This window comes from Mycobacterium sp. TY815 (assembly GCF_030755135.1).
Classification (GTDB): domain Bacteria; phylum Actinomycetota; class Actinomycetes; order Mycobacteriales; family Mycobacteriaceae; genus Mycobacterium.
Genome location: NZ_JAUFRX010000001.1, coordinates 2473702 through 2487921, shown reverse-complemented (window position 1 = coordinate 2487921; position 14220 = coordinate 2473702). Strand labels below are relative to the sequence as shown.

Genomic DNA, 14220 nt, shown 5'->3' with positions numbered 1-14220 from the left:
CAAAGCTAGCAGTTGAGTTGACGTTGTCAACTCAAGTTCGGCTTATGCTCGGCGGGTGATGTCACGAGCGGAGAGTGCGGCGGCAACGCGCCGGTCGCTGCTCGAGGCCGCGGCGGTGTTGCTCGACCGCGGGGGAGTCGAGGCGGTGACGTTGCGTGAGGTGGGCGCCCGCTCCGGGGTGTCGCGCTCGGCGGCGTATCGGCACTTTGCGGACAAGGAGTCTCTGCTCGCGGTGCTGGCGTCGGATGCGCTGAACGAATTGGGTGATTCGCTCGAGGAATTGGCAGCCGGTGACTTGTCGCCCGACGCGGCGTTGCGGTCGGCCCTGCTGTCGCTGATCGCCCTCGGGCGCGACCGGCCGCACCTGTACCGGCTGATCTTCACCACCCCGCCGGCTGACCTGACCGCGGCGGCGCAGGCGGGGGAGCGGACACAACATTTGTTCATCGACATGGTCGGCCGCCTCACCGGTCCGCAACACGCCCGGCGCTACGGAGCGCTCCTGCTGGCCAGCGCCCACGGGATAGCGGGCCTGGATCTGAGTGGCCACCTGGACCTGGACAAGTGGCACACCGACGCGGAGGAACTCGTCGACACGATGATTGCTCTGCTCTCGGGCGCGACGGGAGACGCATGACCGCTGAAAGTCGGGCAAGGCGGTTGCTCGGCGGGCTGTGTTTGGCGGCGCTGCTGGTCACCGGCTGCGGTCACGGCGGCACGCCGCAGGCGGGTTCGGCCGCCGTGCCGACCGAGGGCAGTCGCCCGCCGGACGCCGGGCTGCCGCAGGCCGCCGAACCCCGCCAGGCGCCGCCACCCACCGATCCCGTCCTCGGGCGGACCGTCTCGGTGGGCCGCTCGCCGGAAGGGATCGTCGTCGACCCGCGGACGCGGACCGTCGCCGTCGCCGTGCGCGACCCCGACCAGCTGGTGCTGCTGGACGCCGACACCGGTGCCGTCACCGGCCGGGTGCCGCTTCCGGGAAGTGTCCGACACCTCCAGCTCGCCGCTCCCGGGGGACCGGTTCTGGTGCCGGTCGAAACCGCCGACGTACTGATCCGTGTCGACCTGCCGCAAGGCAAGGCGCAGCCGGCCATCCACACCGGCGAGCATCCGCACGACGCCGCCGCGGCGGCCAACGGCACGGTCTTCGTCGCCAACGAACACGGCGGAACGGTGGCCGTCGTCCGCGGTGATCAGGTCGTCAAGATCTTCGCCGACAGTGTCCAGCCGGCCGGGACGGCGCCGGTCGGGACCGCGATGGGGGTCCTGGACGTACGCAAGAACGACCTCACCGTGTACGACGCCGAACGGCTGACCATCGTGGGGTCGGCGCCGGCCGGCGCGGGGCCGACCCACCTGCTCGCCGACCGGCACGGGCGGATGATCGCCGCCGACACGCGCGGTGACGCGGTGCGGGTGTTCACCCCGCTCCCGGTCCCGCGGGAGGTGGCTACGGTGGCTCAGCCGGGCGGACCGTACGGCATCACCTACGACGCGGCGCGCGACCGGCTCTGGGTGGCGTCATCGGGGACCAACGAAGTCGTCGGCTACGACATGAGCGACACGAACCCGCGCGAGGTACGACGCTTTCCGACGGTGCAAAATCCCTACACCGTGGGTGTGGACGCGAATTCCGGGCGGCTGTTCGTCGCCGGGGTGACCGCGGGCGTGGTGCAGATCATCGAGCCCTAGTGCCTTGGCCGCTGAGATTCCGCCGGAGTGCCTGGTGTTGGCCGGCCCGGGTCAACGGTGCTACCTCCTCGGCCGCAAAGCAGCAGCGCAGGCGGGCGTGGGCGGGGCGCCGCAGGCCGTTGCCGCCAGGGCGCGAACGCATTTCGGCATGTGAGAAGTGGCTGGCAGCGACACGCGCAAAACACAAGTTGTTGTGTTGCGGCAGCTTGTCGGACACCAGGGGTAGTGTTTGTGGCCTAAGCACGTCCGGCGCTGCCGGCAGCCAAATCGGCCTGGTGAAGTGGGGTTTCGGTGAGTGGAAATGCAAAGCTGATCGACCGCGTTTCGGCGATCAACTGGAACCGTCTGCAAGACGACAAAGACGCAGAGGTCTGGGACCGGTTGACCGGGAACTTCTGGCTGCCCGAGAAGGTGCCGGTGTCCAACGACATCCCGTCCTGGGGCACGTTGAAGCCCAGCGAGAAGCAGCTGACGATGCGCGTGTTCACCGGCCTGACCATGCTGGACACCATCCAGGGCACCGTCGGCGCGGTCAGCCTGATCCCCGACGCGCTGACTCCGCACGAAGAGGCGGTGTACACCAACATCGCGTTCATGGAGTCGGTGCACGCCAAAAGCTACAGCCAGATTTTCTCCACGCTGTGCTCGACCGCCGAGATCGACGACGCGTTCCGCTGGTCTGAGGAGAACCCCAATCTGCAGCGCAAGGCCGAGATCGTGCTGCAGTACTACCGCGGCGACGAACCGCTCAAGCGCAAGGTGGCCTCGACGCTGCTGGAGAGCTTCCTGTTCTACTCCGGGTTCTACCTCCCGATGTACTGGTCGAGCCGGGCCAAGCTGACCAACACCGCCGACATGATCCGGCTGATCATCCGCGACGAGGCCGTGCACGGCTACTACATCGGCTACAAGTACCAGCGCGGCCTGGCGCTGGTCGACGAGGCCAAGCGCGCCGAGCTCAAGGACTACACCTACGAGCTGCTGTTCGAGCTGTACGACAACGAGGTGGAGTACACCCAGGACCTCTACGACGAGGTCGGGCTTACCGAGGACGTCAAGAAGTTCCTGCGCTACAACGCCAACAAGGCGCTGATGAACCTCGGCTACGAAGCACTGTTCCCGCGCGACGAGACCGACGTGAACCCGGCGATCCTGTCGGCGTTGTCACCGAACGCCGACGAGAACCACGACTTCTTCTCCGGGTCGGGGTCGAGCTACGTGATCGGCAAGGCCGTGGTCACCGAAGACGAGGACTGGGACTTCTAGAGTCGGTTTCCGGCAGTGACCGCTTCTTCCTCGTCTACAAGAAGGCGCCAAACGTAATGAGATGGACGAGCAGCAGTGGGAAGAAGGGCGCCAGAAGTGCTTGGTACAGAGTTGGATACGTATCGTAAAGCGGACTGATCAAGTCAACCCACAGGCGTAATAGGGGGCCGGAGACATAGAGACCGGCAGCCAGCGGTCCACCTACCAGGAACAACGGTAGCGCGCTATAGAAGTAGTCGGGGTTGGTGAGGTAGAGCTGACCTAGTTGCCCCGCCAGAGCCGGGATAGAACTGGCAATAAAACCGATGCGACGCACTGCCTCACCCACGTAGTAGGAAATGGCCGACGGGTCCGTGGCCGCCGCGGCGACTGAGTTCGTGGCGGCAATCGCGGGGTGCAGCAACGAGGCGACGTTGGCGGACTCGGCCATGGCATACGAGCCCGCACTGGCGGTCAAGTGCTCCACGAACTGCTGGTGAAATGTCGCCGCCCTGGTGGCCAGCTTCTGATAGTCCTCGGCATAACCGGAGAACAGGTGCGCGATGCCCGCCGAGACCTCGTCGGCGGCCGCCGGCAGCAACGCTTGGGTCGAGGCCGCCGCCGTCAGGTGGGCGGCCTCGAGCGTTGCAGCAATGGCGCCTAAATCCGTTGTAGCCGCAGCTATCGGCTCCGGCGCTGCGATCACATATGTCATCTCCGCCCCTTTGGTTCATCGCCGCAATGGCAAATCGACGCGCAGTCGGTTGCGCATGAATCCAGCCTCGCAAGGTAAGACTGGCCCGGCTTAAGTACCCGACTACCTCATTGCGCGGGCATGACGGCGGAACTGCGCTACGACTGCGCCGGGGACTCGCCGGGTTGGGCGGCGAGCCGACCGACAGGCTGCGGCACCCAGCTCTGCAGAACCTTCCGGCCGATCAACTGGCAGCCGTGAGTGCGCGCCAACTGCTTTGCGGCTGAGGTGAATTCCTGGTTGCTGACGACGATGCTGCGGGTGCAGCCGTGGTGTCGTGCGCCTGCCACCACTTCCTGGACGGCCGCGACGCCCACCGGTTTGGCGTACCGCTTGCATTGCACCGCGACATACCGGCCGTCCTTTTCGGCGACCAGGTCCACGCCGTAGTCACCGACGGGCGGGGTGAACGTGACCTGCCATCCCGCCCGGCCAAGGCGGGTGGCGACGTAGCTTTCGAACTCGGCACCGTCCATCGCGTCGATGTCCCGCAGACTCCTGACGCGTGCCGCGCGGCGCGGCCACTTCCGGTTGGCCAGCCAACCGGCCAGCACCACGCACAGCAGAGCAAGGTAGAACGCCAGGACGGCAGCCGCCAGGCTGTGCCTGGTGATTCCGGCGACTGCCGCGACAATCAGTGGGATGGCGAGCAAGGCTGCTGTCATGCGCGGGTCGTCGGGGGAGCCGTCTGCACGAACCGATGATAGGGAAGGGCGACGACAAGCGGTCTGGCGCGCGCACGTGTGCGCGCCGTGAACGAAGCATGAATTGTCTGCCCAGCACGCCTTCGCAAGTGGCGTCGCCGACCTCGCTTTCGCGACACTGTGCGGGTGACGAAAGACAATTCCGATTGCGCCCACCCCAACTTCTTTCGGTCGGTGATCCGCTGGCTGCAGGCGGGTTATCCCGAAGGCGTGCCCGGGCCCGATCGCGTCCCGCTCTTCGCACTGCTGCGCAGCACACCGCTGACCGCGGATCAGCTCAGGGAAGTCGTGGACAACCTCAGCGCGAAAGGCTCGCCCGCGGTCGCCGACGGTGTCATCGACGGAAACGAGATCGCGGAACAGATCGCAGAATTGACGCACCGCGACCCCGGTCCGGAGAACGTCCGGCGCGTCGCCGCCACCCTGGCCGCCGCCGGTTGGCCGCTGGCCGGTATCGATGTCAGCGAGGTGATCCCCGGTGATGAGGACGGCGAAGCGGCCGAAGAGGTGGCGGCCCGGATCCGGGCTACCGCTCAGGGCTGACCGGCCTGTCCTATAACGTCGAGATGTCGATGACGAAGCGGTACCGCACGTCGCTGGCCAGCACGCGCTCGTAGGCTTCGTTGACGTAATCGGCTGCGATGACCTCGATTTCGGGCGTCACGTGGTGTTCGGCGCAGAAGTCGAGCATCTCCTGGGTCTCGGCGATACCGCCGATGTTCGACCCGGACAGGCTGCGCCGCGCCAGCGCGAGACCGAACGCCGGGACCTCCATGGGGTGCTCGGGGATGCCGAGCTCGACGATGGTGCCGTCGACGTCAAGCAGATTCAGGTACTGGCCCAGATTCAGGTTCGCCGAGACCGTATTGAGGATCAGGTCGAAGCTGCCCCGCAGTTTCTTGAAAGTGTCCGGGTCGGAGGTGGCGTAGTAATTGCTTGCGCCCAAACGCAATCCGTCTTCCATCTTCTTCAGCGACTGCGACAGCACGCTCACCTCGCAGCCCATCGCCGCGCCCAGCTTGACGCCCATGTGGCCCAGTCCGCCCAGACCGATGATGGCCAGCCGGGTGTCCTGGCCGGCTTTCCAGTGCCGCAGCGGTGAGAACAGCGTGATGCCCGCGCACAGCAGCGGGGCGGCCGCGTCCAGCGGCAGAGACTCGGGGATGCGGACGACGAAGTTCTCGTCCACCACCACTGCCTGGCTGTAGCCGCCCTGCGTCGGGGTGCCGTCTTTGTCGGTCGAGTTGTAGGTGAAGGTGGCACCCTTCTTGCAGTACTGCTCGAGACCGGCTTGACAGCTGCTGCACTGGCCGCAGGAGTTGACCATGCAGCCGACGCCGACATGGTCGCCGACCTTGTGCTTGGTCACCTCGGACCCGACGGCGGCGACGACGCCGGCGATCTCGTGGCCGGGAACCACCGGATAGTTCGGTACGCCCCATTCGGCTTTGACGGTGTGGATGTCGGAGTGGCAGATTCCGGCGAATTTGATGTCGATGGCCACATCGTGCGGGCCGGGTTCGCGTCGTTCGATCGTGGTCTTGGTCAGCGGTTCGGTGGCCGACGTGGCGGCATATGCGGAAACGGTGCTCATCATCATCCTCTGGGATCTAGTTACGCTCTCATATAGGTTAGCTAAGTTAACGGTTTGCACGCCAATTGCGGCGGCGTTGCGCTCATCACTCTCAGTTGATGGGCGCGTTGATCCAACGCAGATCATTAACGATGCCGCGGGCGGCGATGATTCCCTCACCGGTCTGCCAGATCTCGTCGTTGACGATGAAGATCCGGTTGTCGCGGTTGGCGCCGAGCCGGCGCCACGGGCCGCTGTCCAGGACGGTCGCCGCGCGTTCGGCCGCGGCCGGGGAGGCGCACGACACATAGATGATGTCGGCGTCGGCGGCGGAAAAGTCCGGGTTCCTGGCCAGGTCGGCGTCGGTGGCACCGAACTCGAGGTAGGGCTTGTCGGTGAACCGCTGCGCCGCGGGCCGATCCACCCCGACCGCCTTCAGCACGCTGGCGGGGAAGTTGTCGGCCCCGTAGACGCGCAGCGTGCTGGCGGTCAGTTGCACCACCGACACCTGGAAATGGGGCGCGTCGTGCTTGGCGCCGACATCGGTGGCGCGCTGCCGGAATCCGGTGATCACCGCCTCGGCGGCGGCGCCGCGGGCGGTCGCCGCACCGACGCCACGCAGGTTGTCTTCCCAGGCCGCACCCGGGGCCGCGGTGAACACGGTCGGTGCGATCGCCGCCAGTTGGGGATACAGCGTCGGCGTCAGCGCCACCGAGCCCAGGATCAGGTCCGGGTGGGCCGCCGCGATTGCCTTGAGGTCCGGTGCGTTGCGCGAACCGGCGCCCGGCGCATCGTGAATCACCTTGCCCAGGTACGACGGTTGACTCGACGAACCGTCCGGCAACGCCGCGGCGACAATCCGGGACTGCAGGCCCAGCGCGCACAGCGAGTCCAGTTGGTCTCCGGAGAGCACGACGATGCGCTGGGGATCGGCGGGCACCTGAGTCTCGCCCGGAACGACCCCCGCCGCGTTGCGCGCCGGGGGTGGGGGAGCAGGGTCCGGCGCGGCCGCGTCCCGCGCACATGACTCGTCGGGTTTGCGGTCGTTGCCCAGCACACCGGCGCCCGCGATCTGGGTGGTCGGCGTGACCATCGACGACGCTGACGTCGGCTTGTCCGAACCGCAGGCCGATGTCAGGACCAGCGCGACCGCCGCTACGGCGCCCAGACTGATTCGCAGGCCGCCGGTTTGCACGTGTCCGACGTTAACATCCGGCCTGCTCAGACCCGGCCGTCCGGCCGGTCGGCGCGTGCCCGCCGACGCAATTACGACAGTTTGTAGGACCAGGACTACCGGCAGGCTGAACGCGGGCTAAGATTCGTGTCAGCACTTGATGTGCGCCCCTGTCCGGATGGATGTTTGGAGGATCTGTTGACAGCCGAAGCGCCCCCACGGGGAGAACTCGAGGCAGTCCGTCCCTACCCGGCTCGCACCGGACCCAAGGGCAATCTGATCTACAAGATGATCACGACGACCGATCACAAGCTGATCGGCATCATGTACTGCGTCGTCTGCTTCATGTTCTTCTTCATCGGTGGGCTGCTGGCCCTGCTGATGAGAACCGAATTGGCCGTACCCGGCCTTCAGTTCCTGTCGAACGAGCAGTACAACCAGCTGTTCACCATGCACGGCGGCATCATGCTGCTGTTCTACGCGACGCCGATCGTGTTCGGCTTCGCCAACTTGGTGCTGCCGCTGCAGATCGGGGCGCCGGACGTGGCTTTCCCCCGGTTGAACGCCTTCTCGTTCTGGCTCTTCCTGTTCGGTGGTCTCATCGTGGCCGCCGGCTTCATCACCCCGGGTGGCGCCGCCGACTTCGGCTGGACCTTCTACACCCCGCTCAGCGACGCCGTCCACACCCCGGGCGCGGGTGCCGACCTGTGGATCATGGGCATCATCGTCGGTGGTCTGGGTACCATCCTGGGCGCCGTGAACATGATCACCACCGTCGTGTGCATGCGTGCACCGGGCATGACGATGTTCCGGATGCCGATCTTCACCTGGAACATCCTGGTGACGTCGGTGCTGGTGCTGATCGCCTTCCCGCTGCTGACGGCCGCCCTGTTCGGCATGGCCGCCGACCGGCACCTGGGCGCTCACATCTACGACCCCGCCAACGGCGGCGTGCTGCTGTTCCAGCACCTGTTCTGGTTCTTCGGCCACCCGGAGGTCTACATCCTGGCGCTGCCGTTCTTCGGTGTCGTCTCCGAGATCTTCCCGGTGTTCTCCCGGAAGCCGATCTTCGGCTACACCACCCTGGTGTACGCGACGCTGTCGATCGCCGCGCTGTCGGTTGCGGTGTGGGCACACCACATGTTCGCGACCGGCGCGGTGCTGCTGCCCTTCTTCTCCTTCATGACCTTCCTGATCGCGGTCCCCACCGGCATCAAGTTCTTCAACTGGGTGGGCACCATGTGGAAGGGACAGTTGACCTTCGAGACGCCGATGCTGTTCTCGGTCGGTTTCGCCGTGACGTTCCTGCTCGGTGGCCTCAGCGGTGTCCTGCTGGCCAGCCCGCCGCTGGACTTCCACGTCACCGACAGCTACTTCGTCATCGCGCACTTCCACTACGTGCTGTTCGGGACCATCGTGTTCTCGACCTACGCGGGCATCTACTTCTGGTTCCCGAAGATGACGGGCCGCCTGCTCGACGAGCGGCTCGGCAAGGTGCACTTCTGGTTGACGTTTATCGGCTTCCACACCACGTTCCTGGTGCAGCACTGGGTCGGTGACCAGGGTATGCCGCGCCGCTACGCGGACTACCTGCCGACCGACAACTTCACCACCCTGAACATGATCTCCACCGTCGGTGCCTACATTCTGGGTGTCTCGGTCCTGCCGTTCGTCTGGAACATCTTCAAGAGCTGGCGCTACGGCGAGGTGGTGACCGTCGACGACCCGTGGGGTTACGGCAACTCGCTGGAATGGGCGACCAGTTGCCCGCCGCCGCGGCACAACTTCACCGAGCTGCCCCGGATCCGTTCGGAGCGTCCGGCGTTCGAACTGCACTACCCGCACATGGTCGAGCGGTTGCGTGCCGAAGCCCATGTCGGGCGCAGTCACGGTCCGGCCGACGGTGATGTCACCAGAGCGGACGACGTCAGCGTTCGCACCTGATGACGGCCGGCGCGGGTGAGTAAGCCACCCAGGGTCTCGGTACTGATCACGGTCACCGGCGTTGACCAGCCCGGTGTGACGTCTGCGCTGTTCGGCGTCCTCGCGCGGCACAAGGTCGAGCTGCTCAACGTCGAACAGGTGGTGATCCGTGGCCGGCTGACGCTCGGCGTACTGGTGTCGTGCCCCTTGGATGCCGCAAACGGCGAGCTCGATGCCTTGCGTGCTGACGTCGAAGGCGCCATCCGCGAGGTGGGCCTGGACGTCACGATCGAGCGCAGCGACGACGTCGAGATCATCCGGGAGCCGTCGACCCACACCATCTTCGTGCTGGGCCGCCCGGTCACCGCGGGCGCGTTCGGTGCGGTCGCCCGGGAAGTCGCCGAGCTGGGCGTCAACATCGACTTCATCCGCGGCGTCTCCGACTACCCGGTCACCGGTCTGGAGCTGCGGGTCTCAGTGCCGCCCGGCGCCTACGGTCCGCTGCAGAGCGCGCTGACCAAGGTGGCCGCGGACGAGCAGGTGGACGTCGCGCTCGAGGATTACGGCCTGGAATGGCGCACCAAACGGCTCATCGTGTTCGACGTCGATTCGACGCTGGTGCAGGGTGAGGTCATCGAGATGCTGGCGGCACGCGCGGGCGCCGAAGGGAAGGTTGCGGCGATCACCGAGGCCGCGATGCGCGGTGAACTGGATTTCGCGGAGTCGCTGGAGCAGCGAGTCGCCACCCTGGCCGGGCTGCCCGCCTCGGTGATCGACGATGTCGCCGAGCAATTGGAGCTGATGCCGGGCGCCCGAACGACGCTGCGTACGTTGCAGCGCTTGGGTTTTCGCTGCGGTGTCGTCTCCGGCGGCTTCCGGCGCATCATCGAGCCGCTGGCCGAGGAACTCAAGCTCGACTTCGTCGCCGCCAACGAACTGGAGATTGTCGACGGCACCCTGACCGGTCGCGTGGTGGGGACCATTGTCGACCGGGCCGGCAAAGCCACCGCGCTGCGCGCGTTTGCCGAGCAGTATGGCGTGCCGATGGAGCAGACGGTCGCGGTCGGGGACGGCGCCAATGACATTGACATGCTCGCCGCGGCCGGCATGGGGATCGCGTTCAACGCCAAGCCCGCGTTGCGCGAGGTGGCCGATGCCTCGTTGAGTCACCCGTATCTGGACACGGTGTTGTTCCTGCTGGGGGTGACGCGCGGCGAGATCGAAGCCGCCGATGCGGTGGACGGCGTGGTGCGCCGGGTCGAAATCCCTGCCGAATAACTCTGGCGAGCAGACGCAAAATCACCTTGGAGCGTACGTTCCAAGGTGATTTTGCGTCTGCTCGCGCCACTGAGGTGCCCAACATCTGATAAATTCTTCAACTGTTAAATTGATGAATTCTTAGTGAGGGTCGGTGTCCGAGCCGCTGTACAAGCTGAAGGCGGAGTTCTTCAAGACGCTGGGCCACCCGGCGCGGGTGCGCATCCTGGAACTGCTGTCGGAACGGGACCACACAGTGGCCGAACTCCTGCCTGAAGTGGGCCTGGAGTCCTCCAATCTGTCCCAGCAGCTCGCCGTGCTGCGCCGCGCCGGGGTGGTGACGGCGCGCAAGGACGGCAACACGGTGATCTACTCGATCACCTCGCCGCTGATCGCCGAGCTGATGGCCGTGGCCCGCCGGGTGCTCACCGGCATGCTGACCGGGCAGGTCGCGATGCTCGAGGACCTGCGCGCCGACGTCCCCACGGCACAGCGATGAGCTGGATCGGCCGGATACAGCGGCTGGGCCGGGTCGCCGAAAGCGCGGCGCCCAAGCCCGTCGCGGCCGTCGTACCACCGACCGGGGTCGCCGGGTCGGTGCAGGTGCGCCACGTCGACGCCGGCTCCTGCAACGGCTGCGAGGTGGAGATCTCGGGGGCGTTCGGGCCGGTATATGACGCCGAGCGGTTCGGTGCCCGGCTGGTGGCATCGCCCCGGCATGCGGACGCGCTGCTGGTCACCGGCGTGGTGACCCGCAACATGGCACAGCCGCTGCGCAATACCCTGGCCGCCACGCCCCTGCCGCGGGTGGTGATCGCGTGCGGGGATTGCGCGCTCAACCGGGGCGTGTTCGCGGACGCCTATGGGGTGGTCGGTGCGGTCGGTGAAGTGATTCCGGTGGACGTCGAGATCCCCGGCTGCCCGCCGACTCCCGATCAGGTCGTGGCAGCCCTGCGATCGGTGACGGGCAGGTGACGGCGACCCTGGCGCCCGAAGACGCGCCGGATATGTTGCACCGGAACGGAATTGGCGCATCGGTGAGCGGCGTTGCGACGGCGGTGATCGGTGTCGTCGGTGCGGCGCTGGGATTGGCCGCGGTATCCGGTTGGCAGGCTCAGGTACGCGTGCCGTGGCTGCTGCCGCTCAGTGGCGTGGAATTCGCCGCCGATCGGCTCGGTGGGTTCTTCATGGCGCTCACCGGAGCGGTGGCCGTCGTCGTCGGTGTGTACAGCATCGGCTACCTGCGCCGCGAGCGGCATGGTGCGGTCGCGCAGCTGACGTTGCCGGCGTTCGTCACGGCGATGCTGCTGGTGCCCGCCGCCGCCACCGTGAGCACCTTCCTGCTGGCCTGGGAACTGATGGCACTGGCCTCGCTGATCCTGCTGGCCTCCGATCACCATCGTACCGAAGTACGTTCCGCCACAGTCTATTACGCGGTGATGACGCAGATCGGTTTCGCGGCGATCCTGCTCGGCCTGATGGTGGCGGCCGCGGCAGCCTGCACCGACCGGTTCGCCGACATGACCGGTATCCCGGAGACGTCGCGTAACGCGGTTTTCCTGCTGACGCTGCTGGGGTTCGGCTCCAAGGCGGGCCTGCTGCCGCTGCACGCCTGGTTGCCCCGCGCTCACCCCGAAGCGCCGAGTCCGGTGTCGGCGTTGATGAGCGCCGCCATGGTCAACCTCGGTGTCTACGGAATCGTCAAGGTCGACTTGCAGTTGCTCGGACCGGGGCCCCGATGGTGGGGAGCCGTCCTGTTGGCCGTCGGCGCCGTCTCGGCCATGTACGGCGTGCTGCAGGCCTCGGTGGCCGCCGATCTCAAACGGCTGCTGGGGTATTCGACGATCGAGAACATGGGACTGGTCGTGCTGGCGTTGGGGGCGGCCACCCTGTTGGCCGCCTGCGGCGCAGGTGCGGCCGCGGTGATAGCGATGACAGCGGCGCTACTGCACCTGATCGCGCACGCCGCATTCAAAAGCCTCGGCTTCATGGCCGCCGGATCGGTACTGGTGGCCACCGGTGAACGTGACCTCGACCGGATGGGCGGGTTGGCACGGCGGATGCCGGTGACCACGACCCTTTTCGGCGTGGCCGCGCTCGGGGCGTCGGGGTTGCCGCTGGGCGCCGGATTCGTCGGCGAATGGCTTCTGGTGCAGTCGCTGATTCATGCCCGCCCCGAACACAATTCGCTGCTCGGATTGGTGACACCGGTCGGCGTCGGCGCTGTGGCGTTGACGACGGGGCTGGGGGTGGCGGCGATGGTCAAGGCATTCGGTACCGGCTTTTTGGCGCGCGCCCGCTCGCAGCGGGCCGAGCAGGCGTGCGAGGCGCCGGTCAGCATGCTCATCGGCATGGCCGGGGCGGGGGTCGGATGCGCCGTCGTCGCGGTACTGCCGTTCGTCGTGACCGCGCCGCTGCAGTCGGTGCTGCGCAGCCTGCCGGCTGCCCGCAACGCCGACCTGAGCGGACTCGGTCTCGTGTTGCGGCTGCCCGGGATCGACGGCTCTGTGTCGCCCATCCTGCTGACCGCGGCCCTGGCCGGGGCGCTGCTGGTCGTGGTGGCCCTGTCCCGCTGGGGAGCGCGGCATCGCCCCGAGCCGGTGACGTCGCCGCTGTGGGCCTGCGGCGCTGACGGTCTGACGCCGCGAATGCAGTACACCGCAACCTCTTTCGCGCAACCGCTGCAACGCGTTTTCGACGACGTGCTGCGTCCCGACACCGGTATCGAGGTGACACATCTGGAGGAGACCCGCTACCACGTCGCGCGAATCGCGTACCGGATCAACGTCACCGACGCCGTCGAGGACCGGGTCTACGCGCCGGTGATACACGCCATCGCCGCGGGCGCCCGGGCCGTCCGCCGCGCCCACAACGGAAGTGTGCATCTGTATCTGGCGTACGGCTTCCTCGGCGTGCTGATCGTTCTGGTGGTGGCGCGGTGAACGTCATGTCGGCGGTGGCCGGCGCGGTGCAGATCGTTGGTGTCGTCGCGGGCGCACCATTGGTGCTGGGGTTGATGCGCCAGGTCCGGGCCCGCTCGGAGGGGCGTTGCGGCGCAGGCATTTTGCAGCCTTGGCGTGACATTCGCAAGCAGTTGCGCAAGCAGCAGGTCACTCCGTCGGGCACCACGCTGGTATTCGCCGCCGCGCCGGTGGTACTGGCGGCCACCACGCTGCTGATCGCCGCAATAGTGCCGATCGTGGCCACCGGCTCCCCGCTGGACCCGGTCGCCGACCTGTTAGGTGTCGTCGGGCTGCTCTTCCTGGGCACGGTCGCGCTGACACTCGCGGGCATCGACACCGGGACGTCCTTCGGGGGTATGGGCGCCAGCCGGGAGATCACGATCGCCGCACTGGTGGAGCCGACGATTCTGCTGGCTGTCTTCGCGTTGTCCATTCCCGCCCGCTCGGCGAACCTCGGCGCCATCGTCGGCTTCACGCTCGCCAGTCCGGGCGAGGTGGTGTCGCTGGCGGGCATCCTGGCTTTCGTCGCCCTAGTCGTCGTGGTCATCGCCGAGACCGGACGGTTGCCGGTGGACAATCCGGCCACGCACCTGGAATTGACCATGGTGCACGAGGCGATGGTGCTCGAGTACGCCGGACCCAGGCTCGCACTCGTCGAATGGGCCGGCGCCATGCGCCTGACGGTGTTGCTGGCGTTGCTGGCGAACCTGTTTCTGCCCTGGGGTATTGCCGGCGATCAGCCGACCCTGCCCGGCGTGGTCATCGGTATCGCGGCCATCGCGATCAAGGTCGCCGTTGCTGCCGTCGTCCTGGCCGGCGCCGAGGTGTTCATCGCCAAGTTGCGGCTGTTCCGGGTGCCTGAGTTGCTGGCCGGCTCTTTTCTGATGGCTCTGCTGGCGGTGAGTTCCGCGAACTTCTTCGCGGTGCAGGGGTGA

At 66.9% G+C, this 14220-nt stretch carries 14 protein-coding genes; 10 read left to right on the top strand and 4 right to left on the bottom strand.

What is annotated here, in order from left to right; genetic code table 11:
• Positions 1 to 58 precede the first annotated feature (58 nt).
• The 3 genes from QXK92_RS10350 (at position 59) to nrdF (ending at position 2958) form a co-directional block, all read left to right on the top strand.
• A complete protein-coding gene (locus QXK92_RS10350; protein ID WP_306241550.1) occupies positions 59 to 637 on the top strand; it encodes a TetR/AcrR family transcriptional regulator in 579 nt (192 codons plus the stop codon).
• Entirely contained in the window at positions 634 to 1692 is a 1059-nt protein-coding gene (locus QXK92_RS10345) for a YncE family protein (RefSeq protein WP_306241548.1), read from the top strand. Before QXK92_RS10350 ends, QXK92_RS10345 begins: the two co-directional genes overlap by 4 nt.
• 291 nt (positions 1693 to 1983) lie before the next feature.
• Positions 1984 to 2958, top strand: a complete 975-nt coding sequence (nrdF, locus tag QXK92_RS10340; protein ID WP_306241547.1) for a class 1b ribonucleoside-diphosphate reductase subunit beta — start codon at positions 1984 to 1986, stop codon at positions 2956 to 2958.
• 34 nt (positions 2959 to 2992) lie between these two features.
• On the opposite strand, the gene QXK92_RS10335 is transcribed toward nrdF, so the two are convergent.
• The gene (locus QXK92_RS10335; protein ID WP_306241546.1) at positions 2993 to 3652 is read right to left on the bottom strand and encodes a PE family protein; all 660 of its coding nucleotides are present in this window, start codon (positions 3650 to 3652) and stop codon (positions 2993 to 2995) included.
• A 137-nt stretch (positions 3653 to 3789) separates the two neighbouring features.
• Positions 3790 to 4356, bottom strand: coding sequence for a restriction endonuclease (locus tag QXK92_RS10330; protein ID WP_306241545.1), 567 nt, complete (start codon positions 4354 to 4356; stop codon positions 3790 to 3792).
• A gap of 165 nt (positions 4357 to 4521) precedes the next feature.
• Here QXK92_RS10330 and QXK92_RS10325 point away from each other — a divergent pair, with 165 nt between their 5' ends.
• Positions 4522 to 4938 carry a DUF3349 domain-containing protein gene (locus QXK92_RS10325; protein ID WP_306241544.1) on the top strand — a complete coding sequence of 139 codons (417 nt, stop codon included), beginning with the start codon at positions 4522 to 4524 and terminating at the stop codon, positions 4936 to 4938.
• 10 nt (positions 4939 to 4948) lie between these two features.
• Here the strand turns inward: QXK92_RS10325 and QXK92_RS10320 are convergent, their stop codons facing one another.
• Together QXK92_RS10320 and QXK92_RS10315 are read right to left on the bottom strand one after the other, a co-directional pair.
• Positions 4949 to 5989 carry an NAD(P)-dependent alcohol dehydrogenase gene (locus tag QXK92_RS10320; protein WP_306241543.1) on the bottom strand — a complete coding sequence of 347 codons (1041 nt, stop codon included), beginning with the start codon at positions 5987 to 5989 and terminating at the stop codon, positions 4949 to 4951.
• A gap of 91 nt (positions 5990 to 6080) precedes the next feature.
• A complete protein-coding gene (locus QXK92_RS10315; RefSeq protein WP_306244329.1) occupies positions 6081 to 7148 on the bottom strand; it encodes an iron-siderophore ABC transporter substrate-binding protein in 1068 nt (355 codons plus the stop codon).
• Positions 7149 to 7340: 192 nt separating this feature from the next.
• On the opposite strand from QXK92_RS10315, the gene ctaD reads away from it, so the two are divergent.
• From ctaD to QXK92_RS10285, 6 genes are all read left to right on the top strand, one after another.
• A complete protein-coding gene (gene ctaD, locus QXK92_RS10310) occupies positions 7341 to 9086 on the top strand; it encodes a cytochrome c oxidase subunit I (RefSeq protein ID WP_306241542.1) in 1746 nt (581 codons plus the stop codon).
• A gap of 15 nt (positions 9087 to 9101) precedes the next feature.
• Entirely contained in the window at positions 9102 to 10343 is a 1242-nt protein-coding gene (serB, locus tag QXK92_RS10305) for a phosphoserine phosphatase SerB (RefSeq protein WP_306241541.1), read from the top strand.
• 133 nt (positions 10344 to 10476) lie between these two features.
• A complete protein-coding gene (locus QXK92_RS10300; protein WP_306241540.1) occupies positions 10477 to 10821 on the top strand; it encodes a helix-turn-helix transcriptional regulator in 345 nt (114 codons plus the stop codon).
• Positions 10818 to 11297: an NADH-quinone oxidoreductase subunit B family protein gene (locus tag QXK92_RS10295; protein ID WP_306241539.1), complete on the top strand. Its 480-nt coding sequence runs from the start codon at positions 10818 to 10820 to the stop codon at positions 11295 to 11297. The genes QXK92_RS10300 and QXK92_RS10295 overlap by 4 nt, the downstream gene beginning before the upstream one ends.
• 32 nt (positions 11298 to 11329) lie before the next feature.
• Positions 11330 to 13264, top strand: a complete 1935-nt coding sequence (locus QXK92_RS10290; RefSeq protein ID WP_306244328.1) for a proton-conducting transporter membrane subunit — start codon at positions 11330 to 11332, stop codon at positions 13262 to 13264.
• Between the two features lie 5 nt (positions 13265 to 13269).
• Positions 13270 to 14220, top strand: coding sequence for a respiratory chain complex I subunit 1 family protein (locus tag QXK92_RS10285; RefSeq protein WP_306244326.1), 951 nt, complete (start codon positions 13270 to 13272; stop codon positions 14218 to 14220).

Bases quoted from the DNA above. Each gene is read 5' to 3' on its own strand.
- QXK92_RS10335 (WP_306241546.1), bottom strand. From the start codon at position 3,652: ATGACATATGTGATCGCAGCGCCGGAGCCGATAGCTGCGGCTACAACG.
- QXK92_RS10295 (WP_306241539.1), top strand. From the start codon at position 10,818: ATGAGCTGGATCGGCCGGATACAGCGGCTGGGCCGGGTCGCCGAAAGC.
- QXK92_RS10320 (WP_306241543.1), bottom strand. From the start codon at position 5,989: ATGAGCACCGTTTCCGCATATGCCGCCACGTCGGCCACCGAACCGCTG.
- QXK92_RS10285 (WP_306244326.1), top strand. From the start codon at position 13,270: ATGTCGGCGGTGGCCGGCGCGGTGCAGATCGTTGGTGTCGTCGCGGGC.
- QXK92_RS10330 (WP_306241545.1), bottom strand. From the start codon at position 4,356: ATGACAGCAGCCTTGCTCGCCATCCCACTGATTGTCGCGGCAGTCGCC.
- QXK92_RS10345 (WP_306241548.1), top strand. From the start codon at position 634: ATGACCGCTGAAAGTCGGGCAAGGCGGTTGCTCGGCGGGCTGTGTTTG.
- QXK92_RS10350 (WP_306241550.1), top strand. From the start codon at position 59: ATGTCACGAGCGGAGAGTGCGGCGGCAACGCGCCGGTCGCTGCTCGAG.
- QXK92_RS10290 (WP_306244328.1), top strand. From the start codon at position 11,330: ATGTTGCACCGGAACGGAATTGGCGCATCGGTGAGCGGCGTTGCGACG.